This is a genomic window from Microcoleus sp. Pol12B4 (genome assembly GCF_036701385.1).
Classification (GTDB): domain Bacteria; phylum Cyanobacteriota; class Cyanobacteriia; order Cyanobacteriales; family Microcoleaceae; genus Microcoleus.
In genome coordinates this window covers 1-25,419 of sequence record NZ_JAUBQR010000082.1, presented here as the reverse complement: position 1 = coordinate 25,419, position 25,419 = coordinate 1, and the positions used below count along the sequence as shown (strand labels likewise).

Annotated in this window: 21 protein-coding genes, 3 tRNA genes and 1 pseudogene; 18 read left to right on the top strand and 7 right to left on the bottom strand. The window is 46.0% G+C overall.

Annotation, left to right across the window (positions count from 1 at the left end):
* The 4 genes and pseudogenes from QUA38_RS13590 to QUA38_RS13575 all read right to left on the bottom strand — a co-directional run.
* A pseudogene (locus QUA38_RS13590) lies at positions 1-285 on the bottom strand (fatty acid desaturase); the annotation flags it as partial.
* 333 nt (positions 286-618) lie between these two features.
* The gene (locus QUA38_RS13585) at positions 619-1,884 is read right to left on the bottom strand and encodes a glutamate-5-semialdehyde dehydrogenase (RefSeq protein WP_333162542.1); all 1,266 of its coding nucleotides are present in this window, start codon (positions 1,882-1,884) and stop codon (positions 619-621) included.
* Between the two features lie 4 nt (positions 1,885-1,888).
* Positions 1,889-2,293, bottom strand: a complete 405-nt coding sequence (locus QUA38_RS13580) for a hypothetical protein (protein ID WP_190663244.1) — start codon at positions 2,291-2,293, stop codon at positions 1,889-1,891.
* A gap of 248 nt (positions 2,294-2,541) precedes the next feature.
* Positions 2,542-2,613, bottom strand: a tRNA-Gly gene (locus tag QUA38_RS13575).
* A 218-nt stretch (positions 2,614-2,831) separates the two neighbouring features.
* Between QUA38_RS13575 and QUA38_RS13570 the strand changes: the two genes are divergently transcribed.
* Entirely contained in the window at positions 2,832-2,972 is a 141-nt protein-coding gene (locus tag QUA38_RS13570) for a hypothetical protein (RefSeq protein WP_172188980.1), read from the top strand.
* 35 nt (positions 2,973-3,007) lie between these two features.
* On the opposite strand, the gene QUA38_RS13565 is transcribed toward QUA38_RS13570, so the two are convergent.
* Complete coding sequence (locus tag QUA38_RS13565) at positions 3,008-3,238, bottom strand: hypothetical protein (RefSeq protein ID WP_333162540.1); 231 nt, start codon at positions 3,236-3,238, stop codon at positions 3,008-3,010.
* 23 nt (positions 3,239-3,261) lie between these two features.
* Between QUA38_RS13565 and QUA38_RS13560 the strand changes: the two genes are divergently transcribed.
* The 3 genes from QUA38_RS13560 (at position 3,262) to QUA38_RS13550 (ending at position 5,506) form a co-directional block, all read left to right on the top strand.
* Positions 3,262-5,082 carry an ABC transporter ATP-binding protein gene (locus QUA38_RS13560; protein ID WP_333162538.1) on the top strand — a complete coding sequence of 607 codons (1,821 nt, stop codon included), beginning with the start codon at positions 3,262-3,264 and terminating at the stop codon, positions 5,080-5,082.
* 197 nt (positions 5,083-5,279) lie between these two features.
* Positions 5,280-5,361, top strand: a tRNA-Tyr gene (locus QUA38_RS13555).
* A 73-nt stretch (positions 5,362-5,434) separates the two neighbouring features.
* A tRNA-Thr gene (locus tag QUA38_RS13550) sits at positions 5,435-5,506 on the top strand.
* Positions 5,507-5,585: 79 nt separating this feature from the next.
* Here the strand turns inward: QUA38_RS13550 and QUA38_RS13545 are convergent.
* Positions 5,586-5,798 (bottom strand): hypothetical protein, encoded by a 213-nt coding sequence (locus tag QUA38_RS13545; RefSeq protein WP_333162536.1) that lies wholly within the window; start codon positions 5,796-5,798, stop codon positions 5,586-5,588.
* Between the two features lie 294 nt (positions 5,799-6,092).
* The gene (locus QUA38_RS13540; protein ID WP_333162534.1) at positions 6,093-8,651 is read right to left on the bottom strand and encodes a PhoD-like phosphatase; all 2,559 of its coding nucleotides are present in this window, start codon (positions 8,649-8,651) and stop codon (positions 6,093-6,095) included.
* Positions 8,652-8,796: 145 nt separating this feature from the next.
* On the opposite strand from QUA38_RS13540, the gene QUA38_RS13535 reads away from it, so the two are divergent.
* The 14 genes from QUA38_RS13535 (at position 8,797) to QUA38_RS13470 (ending at position 25,379) form a co-directional block, all read left to right on the top strand.
* Positions 8,797-10,959, top strand: coding sequence for a CBS domain-containing protein (locus tag QUA38_RS13535; RefSeq protein ID WP_333162532.1), 2,163 nt, complete (start codon positions 8,797-8,799; stop codon positions 10,957-10,959).
* A gap of 909 nt (positions 10,960-11,868) precedes the next feature.
* Positions 11,869-12,735: a ferredoxin:protochlorophyllide reductase (ATP-dependent) iron-sulfur ATP-binding protein gene (gene bchL / locus QUA38_RS13530; RefSeq protein ID WP_006634709.1), complete on the top strand. Its 867-nt coding sequence runs from the start codon at positions 11,869-11,871 to the stop codon at positions 12,733-12,735.
* 34 nt (positions 12,736-12,769) lie between these two features.
* The gene (locus tag QUA38_RS13525; RefSeq protein ID WP_333162530.1) at positions 12,770-14,122 is read left to right on the top strand and encodes a DUF5331 domain-containing protein; all 1,353 of its coding nucleotides are present in this window, start codon (positions 12,770-12,772) and stop codon (positions 14,120-14,122) included.
* Between the two features lie 485 nt (positions 14,123-14,607).
* Positions 14,608-16,017 carry a ferredoxin:protochlorophyllide reductase (ATP-dependent) subunit N gene (locus QUA38_RS13520; RefSeq protein ID WP_199297522.1) on the top strand — a complete coding sequence of 470 codons (1,410 nt, stop codon included), beginning with the start codon at positions 14,608-14,610 and terminating at the stop codon, positions 16,015-16,017.
* A gap of 113 nt (positions 16,018-16,130) precedes the next feature.
* Positions 16,131-16,559 (top strand): hypothetical protein, encoded by a 429-nt coding sequence (locus QUA38_RS13515; protein ID WP_333162527.1) that lies wholly within the window; start codon positions 16,131-16,133, stop codon positions 16,557-16,559.
* 478 nt (positions 16,560-17,037) lie between these two features.
* Positions 17,038-17,238 (top strand): type II toxin-antitoxin system HicA family toxin, encoded by a 201-nt coding sequence (locus QUA38_RS13510; protein ID WP_333162525.1) that lies wholly within the window; start codon positions 17,038-17,040, stop codon positions 17,236-17,238.
* Positions 17,222-17,575, top strand: coding sequence for a type II toxin-antitoxin system HicB family antitoxin (locus QUA38_RS13505; RefSeq protein ID WP_333162522.1), 354 nt, complete (start codon positions 17,222-17,224; stop codon positions 17,573-17,575). Before QUA38_RS13510 ends, QUA38_RS13505 begins: the two co-directional genes overlap by 17 nt.
* A 99-nt stretch (positions 17,576-17,674) precedes the next feature.
* Positions 17,675-18,313, top strand: coding sequence for a glutathione S-transferase family protein (locus tag QUA38_RS13500; RefSeq protein WP_333162520.1), 639 nt, complete (start codon positions 17,675-17,677; stop codon positions 18,311-18,313).
* Positions 18,314-18,539: 226 nt separating this feature from the next.
* On the top strand, positions 18,540-19,595 hold the full coding sequence (locus tag QUA38_RS13495) for a hypothetical protein (protein ID WP_333162518.1): 1,056 nt from the start codon (positions 18,540-18,542) through the stop codon (positions 19,593-19,595).
* 744 nt (positions 19,596-20,339) lie between these two features.
* Positions 20,340-21,008, top strand: a complete 669-nt coding sequence (locus QUA38_RS13490; protein WP_015178535.1) for a DUF3318 domain-containing protein — start codon at positions 20,340-20,342, stop codon at positions 21,006-21,008.
* Positions 21,009-21,404: 396 nt separating this feature from the next.
* Positions 21,405-22,406: a sugar transferase gene (locus QUA38_RS13485; RefSeq protein ID WP_333162515.1), complete on the top strand. Its 1,002-nt coding sequence runs from the start codon at positions 21,405-21,407 to the stop codon at positions 22,404-22,406.
* A 547-nt stretch (positions 22,407-22,953) separates the two neighbouring features.
* Positions 22,954-23,391 carry an ATP-binding protein gene (locus tag QUA38_RS13480; RefSeq protein WP_333162512.1) on the top strand — a complete coding sequence of 146 codons (438 nt, stop codon included), beginning with the start codon at positions 22,954-22,956 and terminating at the stop codon, positions 23,389-23,391.
* Between the two features lie 161 nt (positions 23,392-23,552).
* Positions 23,553-24,821 (top strand): glycosyltransferase family 4 protein, encoded by a 1,269-nt coding sequence (locus tag QUA38_RS13475; RefSeq protein WP_333162510.1) that lies wholly within the window; start codon positions 23,553-23,555, stop codon positions 24,819-24,821.
* 423 nt (positions 24,822-25,244) lie between these two features.
* A complete protein-coding gene (locus QUA38_RS13470) occupies positions 25,245-25,379 on the top strand; it encodes a hypothetical protein (RefSeq protein ID WP_333162508.1) in 135 nt (44 codons plus the stop codon).
* Positions 25,380-25,419: the final 40 nt, after the last annotated feature.

The window sequence follows — 25,419 nt, the reverse complement described above, 5'->3', positions numbered from 1 at the left end:
TAGCAAAACTATAATACTATTGCCCATGATGACGGCTAAAGGTAAGTAAAGCCCTAAAAGATAGACGGGCCAGCGATTGAGATTAGCAGCAATTCCCCATCCCAGCAATAAAATAGCAGCGTTGATGAATAGTATTGGTAACTTGCTCGGATCAGGTTCAAAGGCATCTGACGGCAGCAGCGGGCGCAATCTTTTTACATATACCGAGTGATGAATTAGCGTTTCTTCACCTAAAGTCGGCGTTGCCACCTTGTCTAGAGTATTGAGTAATTTTTTGGATTTCATGTTATCGCTAAGAGTATTTTGATGGGTGAGTTAATAACTTTTTAAAGTTAATTAGAGCCAGTACCGATTTTAGATTGACCCACAAATGAATCGGGGGCTTATTGTCAGGACGCGGAAATGTTATCTGTGTCCACAGTGTCGTTCCGGGAGCTTGTGACTAAATTGCTTGAGATCAAAGCTGCCTAATTGTTGTACCAAAATGTTATTGTTTTCCATAAACAAAAATTGGGAAACAACTATTAAAGGCTTATAAAGGCTTAGGCATCGATAATACTATCCGACTTTTGAGTCTGATTTAATATTCCAATAACTAATCCTAAATATCCTATAAGATTAAAAAAGTCCGTTTCCTTGAACAATTTCTTTAATTGTCGTCAGCGTATCTAACCCGATCAATCCCCGACGATAACCTTTTTGGTTGGACATTCCCAAAAATATCGCATCTCCCCGATTTTGATAACGCCAAAACCGAGGTGAGGCATTAATAAAAGTTGAGGCGCTGTTAACATCCAGAGCAAATTGGCGACTTTCTAAGTAAGATTCAGTGGCGATACAGTCAGCGTGACCGCTGCTGTAGCGGTTGATCCAGCCGATCGCAATCTCTAAACTATCGACAACTTTAAACGCTATGGTTTTGTTTAAATACGGTTGAGTCCACTCGTATGGTTCCGCCAGCTTCAAGTCGGGGAAATCTGCGACGAGATCCGCATCAGCGCTAATTTGAAAACCTTTTTCTTTTAAACTGTTCCATAACCTGACTAAGGAAGAAGGCTTTTGGTTGCGATCGATCAGCACTTTCTCGATCGCATTAACAGGATCGGGAACGCTTTGATGGCTGTCCAAAATCATCCACCTTGCCATCTCTAAACTGCCAGTCGGTGACCAATAAAGGTAACAATTTCCCATTGCCGACCTCAAAACTGGTGCTGTACACAACCTTACTACCTGCTGCACCAAACTTGGCCTGCCGTAGGGAATAATTAAATTGAGATATTGGTCTTGAGTGACCAGTTCTCTGATCGAAGCGCCCCGGTCTGGCGGCAGTACCTGCAAACATCCCGAGGGCAAACCAACCTCCTCGATCGCCGAAACCAAAGCTTCTCCAATTACTGTATTAGTTTGCCAGCTTTCGCTGCCACCTTTAAGAATCAAACTGTTAGCGCTTTTGAGAGACAAACCCGCGGCGATCGCCCCCAACTCGGGAAAAGCCTCGTAAATTAGAGCGATCGCCCCCAGCGGTAGCGACTGACAGTAAACCTGACAACGATCGACCTGATAAGAAGCATTGATCACCCGACCGATGGGATCTGGCATTTCCCCCAACCGTTGCAGAATTTGCACAGTTGTCTTGATACGTTCCGGCGTCAGCTTCAGCCACTCCACGATCAACTCCGGAATCGCCATGTCCCGACTTGCTTCTAGATCCAGAGTATTTGCTTCTAAAATGTCATTTTGCCGGCGTTTCAGCGAGCTCGCCATCGCCTGCAAAGCAGCAGCGCGATCGGCACTCTTTGTCGTAGCTAACTCCAAAGAAGCTTGATAAGCGCGACGCGCGACATTTGCGGCATCTGATGAATGGGTAAAATCCTCTATTATCATCTAGCTAACGCCTGTAAGCGAGCCATACCATCAGCGCCGGCAGCATTGCTAGCAGCACAGCGACCATTGCCCACAGAATAATATTCGGCCCCGGCGAGTGTAACGCCAAGGGCAACCAAATCACTAACGGCACCAATATCATACCCAAAGCCAGTGGCAAATAATGGGCCTTCAAACCCGGATGCGCTCTGTTCCACTGATTCCCTGTCCACCGCCAAGCCTGCTTGTAAGGATAGTTCGTTGATAGTTGCTCGATCACGTATCCACTTTCGTCCAATACAAATATTTGTTGACAGCGGTTGCATCCAAAGGCTTCTGTCAACGTTATCGGCACTAGACGACCCCGGCGTCGGCAAGGACAGGGGTACTCATCGTTTAAGTCAATCTTTGGAACTTTTTGAGATGGCACGAGCGATCGGATAAAAAAAGCGTTTTTGCAAAAATAATCCTTAACATATCCACTTAATCAAACTTGTCAATTCCGCCATAGCAAGGCTTTCAACTGCCTGTTACGAAATCTCGCCCACTTGGCAATTTTGACTTGCAAGTTCTGCATTCAATCTTACCACTAACTTAGGTATTTTCAACCATCATTAGGAGTATATCGAAAACTTTCTGGATGTACTTTCCGGTTTCCTGGATTTTTTTATCTTCTAAAGCGGGTGACGCGATTCGAACGCGCGACATTCACCTTGGCAAGGTGACGCTCTACCACTGAGCTACACCCGCATTTCCTGCGGTATTAACAATATTGTCTCACTTCCCGAAATTTGTCAAGTCTTTTTAGTAAGTTTTTTTCACAAACCCAGTAAACCCCCCCAAACCCACTCCCCAGGTCAAATTTCAGCAGCCAGATTCTTAACCAAATCAGTAATTGCCGTGAAAATTGACCGCCATCCGCCGACGGCAAAGCTACAATCAAGCTGGAATTGTGGGAGAACACTGTCATGTCAGATTTAAATCGCGGAATCATGAAGTTCAAGGGAGCTGACAGTCCTATAGCGATCGCCATTTCGGCGATTGTCATTGCCGGCGGAATCGGCTTCTTGATCTGGTGGGCGCTGCAATCAGCCTACACCTTCAGCTAACAGACTACTCAAACGTAAAACTTATAAGACCTTGCTCAGAAGGCAGAATTTAAGAAAAATTCTGTCTTTTGCATTTTTTTGCCCTTAGTCTTGAATTTATTGCCCAGGAATGCGGATCGGTTGCTGACGATCGAATGATTGCCATAAATCACCCGATCGGGCGAGTCGCTAGCATGAGCCGAGATGAGATCCCGATCGACTACTTTTGTAGTACACTTGTAAACAAAGCGCGCCGAGAGCGCAATTTTAGATGCAAGTGTTTGCAAGGGTTGTATCTCAACACAAATTTATGGCAAGCTTTCAGGACATTTTCCAATACTACAGTCGCTACTGGAAAATCTCAGTTTACAGCATAGGCGCATCCAGCGTTTTGGCACTAGCCGATTTGCTTGTTCCTTACGCGATCGGTCAAATATTAAACGTATTGTCGGGTCAACCTACAGATACAGTAACGCAAAAACTCATAACAGCGATCGCCTCTGTTACCCAGCACTCACCCAACAAAATATTATCGCTATCCGTCTTGCTGGGCATAATTTTTCTAGTAACAGTTGCCAAAGCACCTGTACAACCTTGGGTAGCAAATTGGTTCCACTGGGCGATACCATTGAGGGCAAGGCGCGATCAAATGAGAAGTGCGATCGGCAAAATCCTCACCTTACCCCTAGAATTCTACGACGAAAACAACGCTGGACGGATTGCCAGCCGCATCGCCAAAGGCATCGCCAACCATACTTGGACTTATCCAGAAATTGCCGGCGAATTCATCCCCGAAGTCGTCCGCTTAATCGGCATTTTTGCCGTTATCTGCTTAATTGAGTGGCGGATTGGCTTATTAATTTTGGTTTCATTCCTATTTATCCTCAGTTTCACCCTCAAAGGCCTGCAAGGGGTGACTGCGCGGGAAGAAATTCTGGACGAATACATCGAAGATACCGAAAGCCGCAACTCGGAAATTATCACCAACATCAAAACAGTCAAAGCTTTTGCGACAGAAAGCGAGGAACTCAAAAGGCAAACCACCAGACTCGATCGCGAATTAAAAGTCGTGATCAACCGCATTCACAAAGGATACGTCACCCTGGGGACATACCAGCAGACGATCGTCCAGTTGTGTTTGTTTTCAGTTCTCGGTTTTAGTCTAGCAGCCACGGTTGCCGGCAAAATTTCCCTCGGATATTTTGTTACCGTCTACACCCTGGCAAGCATGGCCTATTCCCAACTGCGTCCGATTAGCATTATCGCCGAATTATTGGCGCGCCGCTATTCTTCAATGATCCGGTTCCACGAGTTTATGCAAACGCCAGACGGTGTTGATGCGGTTAATTTAGCAGAAAATGCTCGCTCGGCACAGCCAGCTTATAAATTTACCGGCAAAGTTGAGATCAGCGGTTTGACATTCGGGTACGACAGTCAAAAACCGGTTTTGCAGGATGTGAATTTATTGATTCATCCCCGTCAAACTGTAGCATTAGTCGGGCGATCGGGTTCCGGGAAATCGACTTTAGTTAAACTTCTGTTTCGCTACTTTGAACCCAACTCCGGGCGCATTCTGATCGACGGCGAAGACATTCGCAGCTTAGACGTGACTCGCTACCGGCAGCGTTTAGCGATTGTCCACCAAGAAGTAGACGTTTTTAACGGTACTTTGCTGGAAAATTTGACTTACGGAAACAGAAGCGCCACTTTCGATCAAGTTGAGGATGCTTGTCGCATTGCCAAGGTAGACGATTTTGTGCGGCTGTTGCCCCAAGGTTACTATACCGTGGTCGGGGAGAGAGGAATGCGCTTGTCCGGCGGTCAGCGGCAGCGGTTGGGGATTGCGAGGGCGCTCTTGGTGGAACCGGATGTGTTAATTTTTGATGAGGCTACTTCTAGTTTGGACTATGAGTCGGAGCGATCGATCCAGCTAGCCATGCAGAATATCCTCGGTACGCGCACCACCATAATTATTGCCCACAGACTGAGTACAATTCGCGAAGCCGATACGATCGTCGTACTCGACGGCGGTAGAATCGTCGAAGTTGGCAGCCACGACGAACTCTTGAATCAACAAGGCATCTACCGCCGCCTGCACTCCCTGCAAGAAACCGGGGAATTAGTGAATTAGGGATTTCCTCTTAGTCTAGACTTAGGGTGCTCCGGGCGGGCACCAAGCCTAGACTTAGCCATGCACACCTTAAACAGTGTTCAATTTTCCCGTCTGCCGCTAACTCACTTATGTGTTCTAAACTTAATGATTAGAGTTTTAAATATAATGTTGCAAATAAAGATTCTGGTGCTAGGATGTATAACTGTGATGGAAATGGGTCGATGCCCGAGTGGTTAATGGGGGCGGACTGTAAATCCGCTGGCTACGCCTACGCTAGTTCAAATCTAGCTCGGCCCACCTCAATTTAATAAGAAGTTAAAATTTAAGAATTAAAAATTAATTTTTTAATTGGAGGTTCTTAATTTTTTATGCCCGTGTAACTCAGTGGTAGAGTACCTCCTTGGTAAGGAGGAAGTCACGAGTTCAAATCTCGTCACGGGCTTTCTACTTTATGTTATATCCGCCAAGGGTTTCTGGTTCGTCGCACAGCAAGAAGGTTAGTTTTCCGCTCAACTTTCGCGCTAATGGTTTTCTAATATGTCCAAAACGACTTCCATATCTGCCAAGTCCGCCCTCGACTTTTTACGTCTGGCTTTTAACTGATTGAGCAGGTCGGCCGGCTCTGGAAATTCTGCGACTACCGGAGAAACTTTGTTGCTATCTCTGGTAGTGTTGGGGCTGTTAATTAATATCGATCGTACCCATAGTTTAGCTCCTAAGCACGGTTTTGACATCACTGTTAGTGGCTGGCAGTATGGCTAGTTGAGAATGGTGTAACATCTCAGTTCCAACTGACATCTTGCACCATTCTCGATAAATCTTTTATGAACAGGCAAGATGCCTGTTCCACAATAAAATTCATCTCTTGTGGAACGGGCATCTTGCCCGTTCTTGAAAATGGTGTAACATCTCAGTTCCAACCGACTTTAGCTATGAGACTAGGGTTTCCCCTCGGCGGACACTGCCACAAACTCATCACAATATTGTACCCATATCCAAATCCCCGACTTCTTCAAGAAATCGGTAATCTAATCATCCTCATCCAATCCCAGCGGCACAAAATATTGACTGTAAACCACACTATTCGGCTCCCACAGCGGCCGCCAATAAACATTTTGCATCACCGCCTTCTCCCCATCACCATCAGCAGGCCACTGAAAACTGACGATAGCAATATTGCTATATCCCACAATCTCATCACCCTCTTGCAGCCAGCGATTGCGCCACAACAGCGATATAAAATTCCACAACCTATGCAGGAATGACAATTGTTTATTTTTATGCGTTCTATCTGACGCAGTTCCCTTTTCTAGCAGCAAAAACACCCGAGCTCTTTGCCGTTTAATCCAGTCAATCCGATAGCCCCAGTCAGGCAGAGATTGTCTATTCCTAACAGCAGCCTCCAGAGCTTTCTTTCTGCTACTCCTGGGAATTTTCATTAATTCCAGCGGCTGATTCCATCCCAAACATTCATGCGATCGCTCAGGAAACAGCGACTTAATCTTAGTATGAACTAAATGCGTTTTCCACTCCTCATTTATAAAAGCACTAGCAGTCAACTGCGCCAGCACAGAATATTGACAATTTGACCGATAATTCTCCCTCGCCAAAGGCTCAATATTCGGCCGAGAATCGCCAAAATGACAATCAGACCAATAACTCAGTCGCACAGCAGCAGCATAGTGAATATCGCCCGTCAACACAATCACCCGATCGCGCTGCTTAAAAAACTCCGACAACAGCTTCACAAAAGCCAACTCATGAAAATTCCAAGCATCCCCCGCGTCACTATTAAAAACCTTCCCCTGTTCCACATCCCACTTTTGCACCGCATCAATAATCCACAAACCCACCAAATTGGTCGGCACAACCACCAGCGTCGCCTCAATCTCAAACTCCCCTGTTTTATTCAGCAAATCTGTCTCCCTCAAAGGTTTCTGAATTTGTTCCTCAAAACCTTTGTAAGTCAAAAGCATCGGTGGATCGATCGCGCTTTTCACCGGATACCCGCGCCAACTCCGCGTATCCAGGACAATCACCTCGTGCTTAAAACTTCTCACAGTAAAATGCCAATTCAAAACCTCATTGACACCCTCCTCATCTCGATCCAAAATAAAAACATCTTCATCTAATTTCAACTTAGGCAAATGAGTTTTCGGATCGAGTGCAGGAATTCCCAAATACGAAGCTGCCTCCTCCCACGCAGAAACATCCGTACCAGCAGAAGCCGACCATTTTTCCGCAGTTGTTAATAATTTATCTCCGGGTTTTTCGCGATCGAACTGTGCAGGCGTATTGCCCCAAGCCTGAAACACAGCGTAAGCCAGCAAAGCATTCTGCACCACCCGTCGGCCCAGCGGCTTTCCCAGCACCCGGTAACACCACTCTCGATTCAAATACAAATCGTCGCTCACATCATGATCATCACAAATCATATAACTAGGAATATTCGCTAGCGCCCTCCTCACCCTCCACAAATTGCGAGCAAAACCGTTAAGTTCAACAACTTCTCTATCCCAAACTTTTGCCTGCTTAGAATTGGGACAAATATCCTTACCCTTCGGAAAACTCGTACACCAGAGTATCGGCGACCAAACTAACAAATACATCGCGTAATATTCGCCCAAGCTAAATAAGTGACTTTTAGCATTGGCGGGTTTATTCACCAACATCGCCGTAAAGCCACCACAATCTCTGGCAATATCGCTGCGAGTCCCCGGCTGTAACTCAATTGGTTTTTTGGACTCATACTCAACATCAGACGGTTTCTGAATAAACGACTCTCTAAAAAATTCTCTCTCTTGGCCAACTGCATTTTCGTTTTCCGAATTTTTAGGTATACTGATACACAAATTCTTTTTAATTTGGGCATCATCCATCAGGGGTAGACTTTCTTCCCAGCCCAACAGGGTATCGCCAGCATCAGTCAAAGCCCACAGCATCGCATCGGCAACGTCGTCGCCGTAAATTTGGTCGCCCGTTAAAAACAGTTGGTGGGGCCTGCTATTTGCCGTTCCTGCAAACTGTTCGAGCGTATTATCCAAGATTGGCAGTGCATCTCTGCCGTCTCCGTGGGGTTTGCGACAAGAACCGTGAACGATACGCAAATAGTTTAAATCCTGCGGTGGCAGGGCAAAAGTGGGCAACTGGTGAGCGAAATAACTAATCGTCTCCGGCCCCAAAGCCGATAAATCAGGGGCTGCAGGCCACAGGCAAGAAATGAGATTTTCTTTCTCATTTTCTGGGACTGCACCCGCCGACGGCGACTCGCTACTCCCAGCAAACTTGATGTCATAAGCATAAATTTGCCCAGATGTCAAGACATTGCTATTAATTGGTGTAGCAGTCACCGCGACTACGTGCAGGTATTTGCCGAGCTGTACGGTAGAGCTCGCACTTTGCAGTAAGGGCTGACCCACAATTTCGCCTTTTCCGCCCTCTGTCGAATAAACCTTGAGTTCGACTTGGCGAGGTGCTTTCAGAGCGAGCCAAACTGTCACTGCCCGACTTTCAGTCCGGCGCAAAATCGGGCCCGCAAGGATCAGCGGCAAATGATGAATTCGATGACTTAATGGTGTCCAGGACATAGGATTTAAAAAATAAAAATTAAATAAGAGTGTTCTAGCAATCAGATTTTAGGCGATCGAGCATCTGTCACTCGCTTAATTAATGCTAAGTCTGCTAACCCAAGTCTCCAAAATTGTAACAACTCATTAAGTAAAATTAATAATCATGCTACAAGAAGAAAAATTACAACATTTCCGAGATTCAGCCCTGCAGTTGCCCGTAATTAAATCATCAGAACCAGCCGGACGGCCTAACAGCCGGCCGCTCTACTCGTCACCTTTAGATCGGGCGATCGACCGCCACCCCCTCACCGTGCCTCCAGAAACCCCGATCGCGCAGGTGTTGGCTCTCATGAACCCGATGCGTGTCTCCTGTCAGCTTTGTGGCGAAAAACAAAACGCTGTTGCTAGCGCAGCCAAGCGGAGTTGCGTCTTAGTCGTCGAAGATAATCGCCCGATCGGCATTTTTACAGAACGTGATATCGTCAAGCTAACTACCGTCGGAGCTTGTACGGTCGGATTGACAATTGGTGACGTAATGACTCGATCGCCCATTACCCTCAAACAATCCAAGTCTCAAGATATTTTCACCGCTATATTCACGTTGCGCCAGCATCAGATTCGGCATTTGCCCGTAGTGGACGAGGACTCGCAACTTCTGGGCATCATCACCCGCGAAGCCATTCACGAAGCGCTGCAACCGATTAACTTGCTAACCAATTTGCGCTGTGCAGCAGATGTCATGACCAAGGAAGTCATTTCTGCCCCAACAACTGCCTCAGCCCTCGATTTAGCCCAGCTCATGGTCAAGCATCGAGTTAGTTCCGTAGTCATTGTCGAAGAGCAAACTCAGCATCCCGATCAGGCGATCGCACCAACACAAAATTATCAAATTCCGATCGGCATTGTCACCGAGCGCGACATCGTGCAATTTCACGCCCTCGAATTAAACCTCTCCCAAATATCGGCTATAGAGGCCATGAGTGCGCCTTTATTTTGCATATCTCCCGCCGATTCTCTCTGGAGTGCTCACCAGTCCATGCAGCGGCACTGCGTCCGCCGTTTGGTCGTAGTTGGCAGCCAGGGAGAACTTTTGGGGGTTGTCTCTCAGACAAGTTTGCCGCAAGTTTTTAACCAATCTGAAATGTACGGGACGATCGAGCTTTTGCAGCAAGCAGTGGACGAGCGAGCCACCCAATTGCAGAAAGCCAACCAACTTTTGCAGGAAGAAATTTTAGAGCGGCAACGGGCCCAAGAAGCCCTGCGCCAAGCTCACGACGACTTAAAAAAACAAGTTGAAGAACGCACCGCTCAACTTTTAGAATCCAATGAATTGTTGAGACGGGATATTCTCAAGCGCCAGCGAGTCGAAGAAGCGCTGCGGCGAAAGCAAGCTTGCTTGAAAAATCAAGCGCAGCAATTAGAGCAAACTGTGCGAAAGTTGCAGCAAACTCAAACTCAATTAGTGCAAACCGAAAAAATGTCTTCTTTGGGACAAATGATTGCCGGTATCGCTCACGAAATTAACAATCCTGTTAATTTTATCTACGGCAACCTTTCCCACGCCAGCCACTACATCAAAGAATTGTTTCAACTGTTGGAACTTTACCAGCAGCACTATCCCGAACCAGTCTCGGAAATTAGGGAAGCAGCAGCAAAGATGGAAGTCGATTTTTTGGTAGAAGACTTATCTAAGATCCTGTCTTCTATGCAAGTAGGAACCGAACGCATCCGCCAAATAGTTGTGTCGATGCGTAATTTTTCGCGATCGGATCAATCTAACATCAAGCTCGTTGACATTCATGAGGGACTCGAAACCACTTTGTTGATTTTGCAGCATCGGCTCAAAGCTCACGGCGCACATCCAGCTATTAACATTATTAAAGAATACGGTAATTTGCCCCTGATCCAGTGCTGTGGCGGTCAGATAAATCAGGTGTTTATGAATATTATCGGCAATGCTATTGATGCTTTGGATGAAGAAATCCAGAAAGGGGAATGGGCGACGAGAGATGGAAAAAATTCACCCCCGTCAAATCCTAGTTCTCCATTGAGTGTGCCGACAATTACAATTCGTACTGAAGTTGTTGGTGGCGATTTTGTGGCGATCCGCATCTCCGACAACGGGCAGGGCATACCGGAGGAGATTCGCCGCCAATTATTTGACCCGTTTTTTACTACCAAACCAGTAGGCAAGGGCACTGGGTTGGGACTGTCGATTTCTTACCATTTAGTTGTCGAACAGCACGGGGGGCGGCTCGACTGCGTTTCGGAAGCTGGACGGGGCACTGAGTTTGCGATCGAGATTCCGATCGTCAGTTGTCATTAGCCAACAGCCATAAGATTTTCGATTTTCGATTGCAGAATTGGAAATGACTGAGGAAGCTCGTGGTTTGGATCACGGGCCTACAGTTGCATTCTTTTTTTCAACTGGTATCAGTAGTCATTGGGAAAAAATAATATTCTCCCAATCTCCAACTCTCCCACTCTCGCCCCCTCCTCCCTCACTCTCCGACTCGCCACCATTTCCTAAAAATTCACAATTTTTTACAAAACACCAGAAACCCCAGCAAAGCCAATCTTTCCCCATCTAAAATCTCAAATCTCCAATCTCAAATCCCATAACTTTGCCATCCCCTGACCCAACTGATCCGAACTCACTTCGAGTTTGCCTCATCCACTAGCGCCTTTATGACCGTTTCAGTTACCCGCACAAGCCATCAACTGCCTACATCCTAGCCCCAAAGCCAACAGCCCAGATTGTTTGAGAAGTTAATTTTTGTTTTATTTTTGTACCTCTTTATATTAAGAAAGGATTCTAAAATTAATTTAAAATGTAAAAATAATCTAAAAATAGATTTTTATATCAAAAAACCAGTTAAAATTCCCCAAGATGCAAAATAAACAAATTTACTAGCATTTTCATTTAGACGCCCCCTTTCTTTTCATCCCAAGTTAGCTAATAATGCTTTCAACGAGGTGACTAAGGGCAGAGTCCAAAATTGGCCTAACCCAAAGACGGATACAAGCCCCAAACAAAAGTCGTAGAGAGAGAAAATTTTAGTTAGAGAGAAGCCCCAGATTCATCTGTGGAGTTCATTCTTTAATCTCAAATCTGAAATCTCAAATCGACTGACAGTAAGGGAATTGCAATTGGGCTATTGCAATTGGGCGATCGAAGACAAGCAGGAAAACCCAGCCCTCATCGTTTTGATAGAAACCTATAGGAGAACAAAGAGTGAAACTCGCAGTTTACGGAAAAGGTGGAATTGGCAAATCGACAACAAGCTGCAACATCTCCGTTGCCCTAGCCAAGCGCGGCAAGAAAGTTTTGCAAATCGGTTGCGATCCAAAGCACGACAGCACATTTACCCTCACTGGCTTCTTGATCCCCACAATTATTGACACCCTTCAGCAAAAGGACTATCACTACGAAGACGTTTGGCCCGAAGATGTCATCTACAAAGGCTACGGCGGCGTTGACTGCGTAGAAGCAGGTGGCCCTCCCGCAGGAGCTGGCTGCGGGGGCTATGTAGTCGGTGAAACCGTCAAACTGCTCAAAGAACTCAATGCCTTCGACGAATACGACATCATCCTCTTTGACGTGCTCGGTGACGTAGTGTGCGGCGGTTTTGCAGCCCCCTTGAACTACGCCGATTACTGCATGATTGTTACCGACAACGGGTTCGATGCTTTATTTGCAGCCAACCGCATCGCCGCCTCAGTCCGCGAAAAAGCCCGCACTCACCCGTTGCGGCTCGCTGGTTTAATTGGCAACCGCACCTCAAAGCGCGACTTGATCGACAAGTACATTGACTCTGTACCCATGCCGGTGCTGGAAGTGCTGCCCTTGATTGAAGACATCCGAGTTTCTCGCGTCAAAGGCAAAACATTGTTTGAGATGGCCGAAAGCGATCCTTCCCTTAACTACGTCTGCGATTACTACCTCAACATCGCCGACCAGATTTTGGCAATGCCCGAAGGAGTAGTGCCCAACGACACGCCCGATCGCGAATTATTCGCCTTACTTTCAGATTTTTATCTAAATCCAGTGCAACCGGTGGTCAAGAAGGAGGAAGATGAGCTAGACCTGATGATGGTTTAATAGGTCTAGCGATCAGGATGAGGATAAAGAGGTTATGGCTTTTTTTGATACTTTTTCAGTTGCTCTCAAACAGAAGTGGTTGGACTACTACCAGGTAAATCGGGCTTGGCTGCTCCTGCACATGACGGCTGAGAACACGGTCGCCACACCCGACGGCGGGAAAAGGCCTGTTTCTTACCTCATCCTGGGAATTGCGGCTGCCCTGGAGCCGGAACTCCAGCAATTAATGCTGCCCTTCTCAAAACTCAAGCCGGATGCAGACAGCCTGATCGAAGTGTTGGGACTAAATTTTGACCCGGACATCGCGCTGGGTATGCCCTCAAATATCGCGCCGCAGACGGCCGGTAAATCTCCAACACCCGCAGCAGCTCAAACTGCAACTACTGCACCCGCAGTCGCTCAAACTGCAACTACTGCACCCGCAGTCGCTCAAACTTCTACTGCTGCACCCGCAGCAGCTCAAACTGCAACTGCTGCACCCGCTGATGCCAAATCTAATAAATTGGGCGGTGCGGCCTTAGCAGCAGCCGGAGTAGTAGCCGGAGTCGCCGGAGCAGCCGGTCTGGCTGCTGGTGCGTCAGCACTGAGTTCCGACGAATCCTTCGATGAGTTTGAGGAAGAAGCAGTCTCTGGCTTCGACTTGGGCGATGACGAGGAAGAAGCGGTCTCCGACTTCGACATGGACGACGAGGAGGAAGAAGCGGTCTCCGACTTTGACATGGACGATGAGTTTGAGGAAGAAGCGGTCTCCGACTTCGACATGGACGATGACGAGGAAGAAGCCTCGGCTTTGGACGCTCTCGGTCTCGAAGACGATGAGGAAGACGCCATATCGGACTTTGATATGGGCGACGATGAGGAAGACGCCGTATCGGACTTTGATATGGGCGACGATGAGGAAGACGCCGTATCGGACTTTGATATGGGCGACGATGAGGAAGAAGAAGCCTTAGCTTTGGGCGGTCTCGGCCTCGGCGATGATGACGAGGAAGAAGAAGCCTCGGCTTTGGGCGGTCTCGACCTCGGCGATGACGAGGAAGAAGAAGCCTCACAATTTGCGACTTTGACCTCTGGGGATCTCGAATCGGGAATATCCGATCCGTTTGGGGAAGAAGATGCAGAGTTTGTCGCCGAAGAAATACCTGATCCGTTTGGGACAGCGACCTCAGATGACCTAGACATGGATCTGGGTGACTTGGACGATGACGGTATTGACGATTTCTCTGTATCTGATGACGACGACCTCGACGATCTCGGACTCGACGATCTGGGGGAAGCAACTACCGGAGATCCCGATGAAGATGATTTAGATGCTCTAGGTCTCGGCGATTTGGATTCCGACGATGAGGATGAAGAAATTTCGGGCTTTTTGTCGGATTTTAAGTGAGGTTGTGGCGATCGCCCGCATCTCTTCTAGTCTTGAATTTTGCCGGTCTATTGGTGAGTTGTGAGTTGCGAGTTGTTGATTTTTAATTAGCTCCAATTCACAACTCCCAAAAGGCTTTTTGCCGGAGCGAGTTGAAGAAAACTAAATCCCTGCTGTGAGGGATTATAAGCCCTCGCGCAGAATTTTTTAGATCAAATTTTGGATGCTGCGGCTGCGGAAATATTGAATAGGCTGCATCTATTTTTTAGAGGAATTAGCCCAAAATCAGGTATTTCTATTTATTGTTCGCTGCGAAAGTGCGATCGCACTTTCACAGGTGTTTTCTCGCCGCTGCGCCTGTTCGCGTTCGAGAGGAAAAACAACCGGAAAAAGAACTTATGCTTGTCCGCAGCAAGAGATGCGATCGCAAAATACAGGTATTTCCTCGCTCGCCGAGCCTGTCCTGTTTCAGACTAAAAACAATTTAAAGGGAGAAGATTTGAAATATGACTGCTATTACTACTAATGAACCGGAAGCTTTAAACTTTGAATGCGAAACAGGCAATTATCACACATTTTGTCCGATTAGCTGCGTAGCTTGGCTTTATCAAAAAATTGAAGATAGCTTTTTCTTGGTCATCGGTACCAAGACTTGCGGCTATTTCTTGCAAAACGCCATGGGCGTGATGATTTTTGCTGAGCCTCGCTATGCGATGGCTGAGTTGGAAGAAGGCGATATTTCCGCTCAGTTAAACGATTATGATGAGTTGAAGCGGCTGTGCTTGCAAATTAAGCGCGATCGTAACCCCAGTGTAATTGTCTGGATCGGCACTTGCACCACCGAAATCATCAAAATGGACTTGGAAGGGTTAGCGCCGAAACTCGAAGCAGAAATTGGCATTCCCATCGTCACAGCGCGCGCTAACGGCTTGGATTACGCTTTTACTCAAGGGGAAGATACGGTTTTAGCAGCGATGGCTGCTAAATGCCCTGAGAAAGCGCCCGTGATGGAATCTCAGAAACAAGAACGCAATGCTATCTCTCAACTGCTGAATTTCGGTAAGAAAAAAGAGGAAGTTGCAGCAGATGAATCGGAATATGTCAAGCACACGCCGCTGGTACTTTTCGGTTCTTTGCCCGATCCGGTTGTTACTCAGCTAACTCTAGAATTGAAGAAGCAAGGAATCAAAGTTTCCGGTTGGCTTCCTTCCAAGCGCTACACTGAATTGCCAGTCTTGGAAGAAGGTTATTATGTATCGGGTATGAATCCGTTCTTGTCGCGCACTGCTTCTACGTTGATGCGCCGCCGCAAGTGTAAGCTAATTGGTGCGCCATTCCCGATCGGCCCTGACGGAACTCGCGCTTGGATTGAAAAGATTTGCTCAGTGTTGGGAATTGAACCAAAAGGTTTGGACGAACGGGAAGCGCAAATTTGGGCTGGTTTGGAAGATTACCTGCAAATAATTCGCGGCAAATCAGTCTTCTTTATGGGAGACAATTTGCTAGAGATTTCTTTAGCACGTTTCTTGATTCGCTGCGGCATGACTTGCCCGGAAATCGGCATTCCTTATATGGACAAGCGCTATCAAGCGGCTGAATTGGCTTTGTTAGAAAAGACTTGTCACGAGATGGGAGTTCCTACTCCTCGGATTGTGGAGAAACCAGACAATTACAATCAGCTTCAGCGGATTTACGAGCAGAATATTGATTTGGTGATTACGGGTATGGCTCACGCTAATCCTTTAGAAGCGCGGGGAATTAATACTAAGTGGTCTGTTGAGTTTACTTTTGCTCAGATTCACGGCTTTGGTAATGCGCGGGATATTTTGGAGTTGGTGACTCGTCCGCTGCGCCGGAATAATTCGCTGAAGGATTTGGGTTGGGGTAATTTGGTGAAGAATGAGGCTCAGGTTTAATTTCTAGCTCATCTACTTCCGATTTTCAGTGCTGTAAAAAGCGTTATAATTATATAAGTGGGGTAGGTAATGCCTACCCCACTTTATAAGTTAATCAATAAAAGGCTATCAAAATGACAGTTGAAAAAGAAGAATTTAGTGAGATGCTTCACTCTATTGATGCTAGGCTGTCGGATGCTCAATACTATTTGTCGGTAGCTTATGATTTATTTTATGGTTTGGGTAGTACGCCAGAAAAATACGCTAAAGCACGTCATTTCTGGACGATGACTAGCTTGGGATTTCGCGACCTGTGTGTATTATATTTGTGTCAAGTATATGACTCACATAAAGATGCTGTAAGCGTTCCCCAAATTTTAAATATTGTTGAAAGTAATTATAAATCATGGAAAAAAACATCCCAGGAAATAGGTGAGTTAGACAGAAAACAATTAGAGAAAGACCAAATTAAATTCAAATATAAAGAAGCGGGTGACAAAGATTACGATCCGAATCTAGATGGATTGAAAAAATACTTTTTAATCAGAGAGACAAAGCAATAGCTCACCGTGACAAGGCAGAATTTTTTAAATATAAAAAAGCTTTAGGTCTTAGGAAAAAAAATAGGAATATATTAAAAAATGAGGAAGATGAAAACGCGCGCCCATTGCCAATGCCTGAAGAGATGACTAGGCTTGAAAAAGATGAGTTGCAAAAACTGAATCGATGAGGCGAGAGAAATATGTCATCGTTATATGTCTCTTTTAAATATTGAAATTCCTTCCCTAGAGATCCAAGAGGATTACAATAACTTATTAGATATAAGTACAATCCCCTAATGAAACAGGACTTACGCATTGTAACGGTAGTATCAGACCTTGAGATTCTTCGCTATCGCTCAGAATGACAAAAAATCGTTATCACTGCGTAAGTCCTGGAAAGCTGTGATAGATAGTCGGAAAATTTGGTTAATATGAGTAAGTTAGGAAAACTGATAGAACAATTTTTATCAAACCCGTCTGAAGTGCGGTTTGACTATGTGTGCTATATCTAACTGCTTTTGGGTTTGAAGAAAAGCGATCGAAAGGAAGTCACCATTCTTTCCGAAATGCCGATGGATTAAAGATTACAGTCCCTAAAAAGGGCGGTCAGAAGGTAAAAGGAGTCTACGTCAGGCAAATTGTGGCATTATTGAAGTTAGAGGAATGGAGCGATGAATCAGAAGATGAAAGTCAAGCTTAAATCCCTAGATTATTACTTGAACCTGAAATATCCTATCAATTTTTATCCTGAACCTGAAGGTTATACAGCTATAATAAAAGACCTTCCTGGCTGTATGTCTCAGGGTGAAACTTTGTCCGAAGCGATGGAGAATATTCAGGAAGCTAGGGAATTGTGGATAGAGACTGCTTATGAGTGTGGGGATGAGATTCCTTTACCTGCAACGGAAGTTGAGTATAGTGGAAGTCTATCTTTACAGATTCCTAAATCTCTACATTTGAGTTTAGCAGAAAAAGCAGAAAGAGAAGGAGTTAGCCTTGACCAGTACATTCTGGTTGTATTAAGTAAAGCCGGCTAAAAGTTAACCCTCGGAGTCAATCGATTTGAGATTTTAGATATTAGATTTGAAGTCAAAAAGAATGAAAATTTAACATAAGTAAAAAAATCTTGAGAAACTATGAAACTTTATTACATTCCTACAACAAGAGCAGTGCGGCCTCGGTGGTGTTTGGAAGAGATGGGGATTGTTTATGAATTGGTAAAACCAACGATGGCTGTGATGAAAGAACCAGAATACCGAAAATTGCACCCTCATGGGAAAGTACCCGTCTTAATCGATGGAGATGTTACTATCTTCGAGTCGGCTGCCATTTGTGCTTACCTCGCTGACCGATATCCAGAAAAAGAATTAGCGCCAGCACTCTCGACACCAGCGCGAGGCTATTACTACCAGTGGCTCTTTTATGCAGTTGCAACGCTAGAACCCCCTGTTGAAAAATTCATGTTTAATGTTTTGCCTCACTTGCCAGAGAAATTGCTGCCCAAGAAAGTAGCCCAAGAATGCTCAGCGCCGGAAGCCCAAGAATGGTTTGACCGCGTTTCACAACCACTCACAGAGGCAGTAAAAAATCAAGATTACCTCGTCGAAAACCAATTTACTATAGCTGATATTGTTGCAGGCGGAGTTCTCGTCTGGGCTTTAAAATTGGGAATGCTGAAAAATCAGCCAATTTTAACTGTTTACACTGAAAAATTGATGGCTCGCCCTGCTTTCCAGCAAGCTGACGAAGACTTTTATGCCAAGGTCGATTCTTGATGCCAGCCACACTATCATATTGAGACAACTGCCAACTAAAACCACCCCCACAAAAATAAAAAATGGGCGATTCCCTACTATTCACGAAAGGGATAACTGGATAGCTCCGCTTCATGCACTTTTCCGCAACCCTTCCAGAATTCCAGGCCACACGCCCGTAAGACGATCGCAGATACGATCGCCTATAATCGAAACTAGCCCAACTCTCATCATTTGAGAAACCGCCATGAGTCAAGACAAGGAAGAAATTAGCTATTCAGAGAAAACAGAGCGTCTCAGAGTTATCGGTCAGTTTATCAAAACTGTGACGCCGATGATTTGGACGATCGTAATTCTCGTAGTCATCATTCCCCTATTAGGTAACTTTCTAATTTCCCAGTCACTAACAAATACCGGAACCACAGCAGTTGTAGTCTCGCCGCCACACGATTTTAGCAAAGTCAACCAAGACATTAAAAACGCCATCCAAAAATCCCATACAACAGCCGAAACTTTCGCCTCAAAAGAGTTGGACAAATGGGAAAGCGAAGTAATTGCACGAGTAGACAACAGTTTCCTCGATTGGTACTTTGATTACTTCACTCAAAAAAAGATGGAGTTTGCCGTACCTTTTAGCTTCGTGAAATCTGCCCTACTCAACAGATTCGATATGACAGAAGCATCTCGTGCTGTTTCCGAAAAATTAACGGAAGACTTTCAAAGAGAATTTGCTAACCGCGTGCTGGTACCCAAAAACGCTCAACTGCGATTTCAATTAATCACTCAAGATACTGCTAATTTGTACATATCAGAAGTTAGCAAGAATGTGAAAGTTGTTCAAAACAATTATAATATACCGCAAGTACAGTGGGACAAATACCTGAACGATATTGCCACCACAATTAGCGACAAAGGAAATGTCTCGAATTTATCATTAAAAGTATTAGTTGGCGGCAGCGGCTACTTAATTGCTAAACCATTAATTTTGGGAGTAGCAGCTAAAGTTGGCAGCAAAGTTACGGCAAAAGTTGCCAGCAAAGCCGCAGCCAAGGTAGCCACAAAAACAGGCGGTACAGTTGCTAGTCAGTTGGGAGTAAGTTTAATCGACCCGATTGTTGGCATCGGGATTATCATCTGGGATTTGTGGGATTACAATCACACAGTCAAAGTAGAAAGACCAATTTTGCGGGCACACATTGTAGAATACTTAAAAGATGTCAAAAAGTCCCTGCTCACAAATCCTGAAAGCGGAATCATGGCAGCAATTTATCAGTTGGAAAGTGGTCTTCTTAAGTCACTTTAATTATTTAAATCGCGTCTGAATGATGTGTATAAATCTCCTAAAAGTGGTAATATCCGCTGCAAGAATGAAAAGGGGTAGACCAGTAGTTAGTGCCAGCAGCGGACGCTCCCACTCGCGACATGAGCGCGATCGAATACCCGACTGTGGGCGATCGCGCTCATGTAGCAAAAAAAGAGAAAAAATGAATGTTAAACGAGGCAAAAAAAGAGAGGATGTTGGGACAAAAAGAAGAGTTGCACAACTTTATTGACCCTAAAAAGATATCCCATAATGGACGAGAAAAGAAGGTTTTAGACTCATATTACACGGATTGAGTTGTCGCCATTTTTTTTAATTAGCTGTGGATTATGAGTTGTGGCATTTACAGCAGAAGACTTTAAAAGCTCCGATTGACAGGGTATAGTTCGGGGGGGGAGTGCGTTTTACCGATGAAGCTCTACGGCGAGGTTTGTAGGGATTTTCTGAAGTATTTGACGGAGTTGTTTTAGTTCAAAAAGGCATAACTTCTCAGCCGGAAGTTTTGTCGGCTTGGTCGAAATTGCGACAAGAAATCGAACTGTTGATGAAATAGTCGAAAGTCAAGGATCGAGTCGGCAGTTGCGATCGCCCCCTGAGACTAAAATCAAGTAAATTTGCAAGTATTGGTCGATCGACCCCCGTTACTCGACTATATTTGGATTCAAGGTTTGCTATACTCCAGAAATAGACACATATTAACCTTTGGAAAATCAATAGGCCGGAGCTATGACATCCTATGCAACCTCTACAGCAAGAGCCGAGATGAGTGAGATCCGGCGCTTGAAAAACATACTGCCCCCAGAACTCCAAAGTTGGGTAACAGTAGAAAAAACAATAGAAGTTAATCCTACCCTGATCCGCAGCGAAGAAATAGGCAAAGACCAGGTAGAAATCCAAATAGACCTGATCCGCTGGGAACAGCTAGCAATGGATCAGCGTAACCTCCTATTTTGGCACGAAGTCGCCAGAATCCAAAACGACACCATTCCCAGAGACGGTTGGGAAATGGCAGCCCTCGCAATTGGTTTAGGCGGCGCTGTCGGCGAACTTTGGGTGCAAGACGGCTTGCTGCTGTTACTAGCCCTATCCCTGTGCGGCGTCTCCGGCTGGAGACTTTACCAAAAAAACAACGGAGAGAAAAGCTTAAAAGAAGCAGTAGACGCCGACGAAAAAGCCCTCGCCCTGGCAACCCGCTTCGGCTACACTCTCCCAAACGCCTACAAAAGCCTCGGCAGCGCCTTAAAAACCTTAATCGAGCAAACCTCCAAAAAACAGCAGCGGGCTAAATACGAAGCTCGTCTCCAGGCCCTCAAACGCAACGCAGCCAAAGCCAAAGCCAAAGTCAAACCCATCACCCGCGAAACCTCCCAGTCAGAAAACGTCTACAATTCTTAACCTCATCCCCGGAGGCTTGTTACGGGCGTTTTCCAGTTAACCGTTAACTGTTGACTTCTGTGTTAGCTGTTAACTGTTAACTGCGATGGTTATCCGGTGCGAGAGAGGCACCAAAATTATTAACGACAACATTAATCGGCCTGAATCCACAAAAATCTTGATTCCGATGTCAAAGTTGGGCCGCGACTGCGTTCAAAAATCTTTGCGCCAAAACAGGCACTGGTAGACTCAAGTCTATTTTTGCCTTTGATATCATTCTCGGCGGGCGAGTTTGCAGGCGTTTTTGTAAAGTTTGTATAAAGCTAGCCTTTTGTTAACCATAATATTTGGTAAAGGGGGAGCTGCTAGGACAGAATAGGCTAAAGACATCAGCTTGAAATTTGAAACCAGGACTTCATGGTCAGTCAAACCCCAGAGGCAGATTTTCGGGTAACGTACTCGGACGAAATTCCCTCAGTTCACATACCCGTGCGCTTGAGCGTACTTGAAGCTGTAAACTTCAAGACAACCTGCCAGCAACTTTTTTCGGAAAGCACCACCGTTCCCAGCAAGATTGTCCTAGACTTCAGTCAGACGACATTCATCGACAGTAGCGGGATCGGTGCTTTAGTCAGCAATCTGAAATTTGCCAAACAGCGTGGCAGCGACTTGGTGCTCCAAAGCCTCAAGCCGCAGGTGATGGCAGTATTTGCTCTCACCAGCCTAGATCAAGTGCTGACGATCGAGCAGCCCTCTGCAACCTCAACTCCCACAGAGACCAAGCCCTCGGACAATCAGCTACCGATGACCCACCCCTCAGTGCAATCGTGGGTGAAGCGGCTGATAGACATTGTTGGGGCAATAGTCGGTTTGATAATTACAGGAATTTTGCTCGTACCCATAGCTGCAGCCATCACTATCAACGATCCAGGCCCGATATTTTTCGGTCAAACCCGCTGTGGCTGGATGGGCAGACAATTTCGGATTTGGAAATTTCGATCGATGTGTACCAACGCCGAAGCCATGAAAGCCCAAATCAAAAACCAGGCTTCTGGCGCATTTTTCAAAAATGACAACGACCCGCGGATTACTAAAGTCGGGCGCATCTTACGCAAAACCAGCCTCGATGAACTGCCGCAGTTTTGGAACGTTCTCAAAGGCGAAATGAGTCTAGTCGGCACTAGACCGCCTACTCCAGACGAAGTTGAGCGCTACGAAGTCCCTCAGTGGCAGCGTTTGGATGTCAAACCGGGGATGACAGGGGAATGGCAAGTCAACGGTCGCTCTCAAGTCCGCGATTTTGAAGATGTCATCCGTTTAGATTTAAAATACCAACAAAACTGGAGCCTGGTGTATGACCTCAAACTAATTGTCAAAACTGTAACAGTCCTGTTTAACAAAAATAGTGGCGCTGTGTAGCAACCCTCAACAACCCACCGCTGAACTTTGAGGTGCTGTTGCCAACGGGGGGCGGGAACTCGAAGTTGATACTTAGTCAAGCAGATGATCGCTAACGATAGCTACGTTAGCATTAAGTGTTAAAATTCACACGCCCAGAAAATGCACAGCTAGTTGCCAGCTCTGCAATTAGAGCATTAATAATTAGCAATTAGCCAGTTCGAGGTCATACTCGAATGATCCCAGCATGATTTTCGAGGACGAGAAGAACTAACGTGTGTTTAGAAAAGTAGCGACTGCTAACACGGTCGAAGCTTAAATCACTTCCTCGCAAGCTGACTCGGGAATTTTCCCTATTTAAACGCCCTACCGAGGCGGGTTACAGTATCGGAAGTCTCTCATTTGCTGTGCGAGTAAATGGTGCGAAAGGAATGCTCACCTTGAGGCAAAACGGGCTTCTTCAACTCAAGCTTGACTTAACTAATATGTTGCCAAGACCTTGCCCTCCTTTTTCTCTCCCTCCGGCGCTGAGTACAGCGGTGGTGGGGGCCGACCAGGGGGAAGAAAGATGAAAGACAAGCAACCAAAGGCCGAGCCGCACCTTCAGGTTGAAACAGACCTGAATGCTTTAACATCCGTTTTGGAATGGTTGGAGAATATCGTTTTGCCCCTGCTGCCAGCCGATTTTTGGTGGCAGTGCCGGCTGATAATCAACGAAGGCTTTACAAACGCTGTCCGCCACGCTCACCAGAACTTGCCCTCCACAACGCCCATAGACATTGAGGTAAAAGTGTTTGCCGATTACTTAGAAATTAGGATTTGGGACAGGGGTCAACCCTTCAACTTAGAAGCAAAGCTGCACTCGATTATGCAAGAGCAGCGCGATCCTTTGGACAGAGAAGGAGAAAGGGGACTGGTGTTCATGTACAAGCTCACAGACGACCTTCGGTATATCCGTACCGACGATCGCCGCAACTGCCTGGTAATGCGAAAAAACATTAGCTGAGGGCGCGATACCCGCCCGGTAAGGGCGGCTTCTTTCCCAAGGAGTGGAAGATCCCCTCGCCCCCTATTGTCCTACCCGGAACCCAACCACATCCTCTGCTATTCTGCGGGTGCAGGCTCGATGCACGCGGCTGGAGGACAATTTGCTTCAAAATAAATATTATGCGTATTCTAATTTATTCCTATAACTATTATCCAGAGCCGATCGGCATTGCCCCCCTGATGACAGAACTAGCGCAAGGCCTAGTCAAGCGAGGTCACGAAGTCCGAGTAGTCACAGGAATGCCCAACTATCCGCAGCGCCGGATTTATCCGCAATATGAGGGCAAATTTTACCTCACCGAAGAACACAACGGCGTGACAATTCAGCGCAGCTACCTGCGCGTCAACGGCCCCCACCCCACCCTCCTAGACCGACTGTTGCTAGACGGCAGTTTTGTCGTCTCCAGCGCCGTCCAAGCCTTCAGAGGCTGGCGTCCCGACGTGATTTTCTCGACAATGCCCCCTTTACCGATTTGCGTCCCAGTCGCCTTTTACGGCTGGATTCGCGCTTGCCCGATCGTCCTCAACGTTCAGGATATCGTCTCTGAAGCAGCCGTGCGCGTCGGCTTGGTCAAAAAAAACGGACTGCTAGTTCGCATTGCTGACGCTTTGGAAAAATTGGCCTACAGCACAGCCAGCCAAGTCAGCGTCATCGACAACGGTTTTGTCAAAAAATTGCATTCTCAGGGAGTACCCCCCGAAAAAATAGTTTGCGTTCCCAATTGGGTTGATGTCAATTTCATTCGCCCCTTACCCAAGGAAAATAACTCATTTCGAGAAACTCACAAACTCAAGGGCAAATTTGTCGTTCTCTATGCAGGGAATATTGCCCTCACTCAAGGCTTGCAAACAGTTGTCCAAGCAGCGGCTCGTTTGAAACACCTAACCGAAATCGCTTTTGTAATTGTGGGGGAATCAACAGCCTTGGCGCGCTTGCAACAAGATTGCGAAACTTACAAAGCTAATAATGTAATGTTGCTACCATTTGAACCGCGAGAAAAGTTGCCCGAATTGTTAGCTGCTGCTGATGTTAGTTTAGTCGTACAAAAGCGCCGCGTTACTAACTTCAATATGCCTTCAAAAATTCAAGTAATTCTCGCCAGCGGTCGGGCAATTTTGGCTTCGGTTCCCGAAACTGGTACGGCTCAGAAAGCAGTGCAGCAAAGCGGTGGCGGGGTGGTGGTAGCGCCGGAAGATCCGCAGGCTTTGGCTGAGGCTGTTGAGGATTTGTACCTGCACCCTGCTAAGGTCGATGCCTTGGGCGAGCAAGGCAGAAATTATGCTGTTGAGAATTACGGATTTGAGGAAGCTTTGAATCATTATGAAACTTTATTTGCGGCGGTGGCAGCGAGTCATGCTGAGAAAATATTGGCGCCGCTGCCAAAATAAGATAACCGCTTGAAATCGTGCCTACTTAGAGTGCCAAAAGATGTTCCTAGCAGTACAGAAATAACGTTCGTTAACATAAATACAAAAAAAAAGAAATACTGATGGTTGAGCGATTTAAGTCGCGAATAAAACGAGAACTGGAACTGTCCCCGCCGCCATCCAGAAAGCCCTGACTACCCGGATAAAAAGTAAAATACAGATTACTTAAACAGACTTTTGACTTCCCGTTACAGCCATTTTTATTAAAATTTTTAGAAAAAGTTTTTAGGTTGAATTAAGAAAATAATCCTAAAAATTTCCAGAGAAGCTAGCAGCGGCTTAACGACAAAATAACCTTTGATAGCACTGACTAAAAATAGAAAAAATGAGAGAATTACCAAAAATAGCAAGTCCATTAGACTAATTGTTCAGCTAGGGAATGTTTTGAAGATTCCAGCAGTTACCAGAAAAGATAACGTATCTCCCAAACAGCCGATCGCCCCCTTCGCCCCTTCCCATCCGAGATATCACTACACCCCTGTGTGCCCGACACCGCAGCCGATCGAAACAAAACGCTAAAATAGTAGCTCATACAATTTTGGAGTTAATATTTGACACT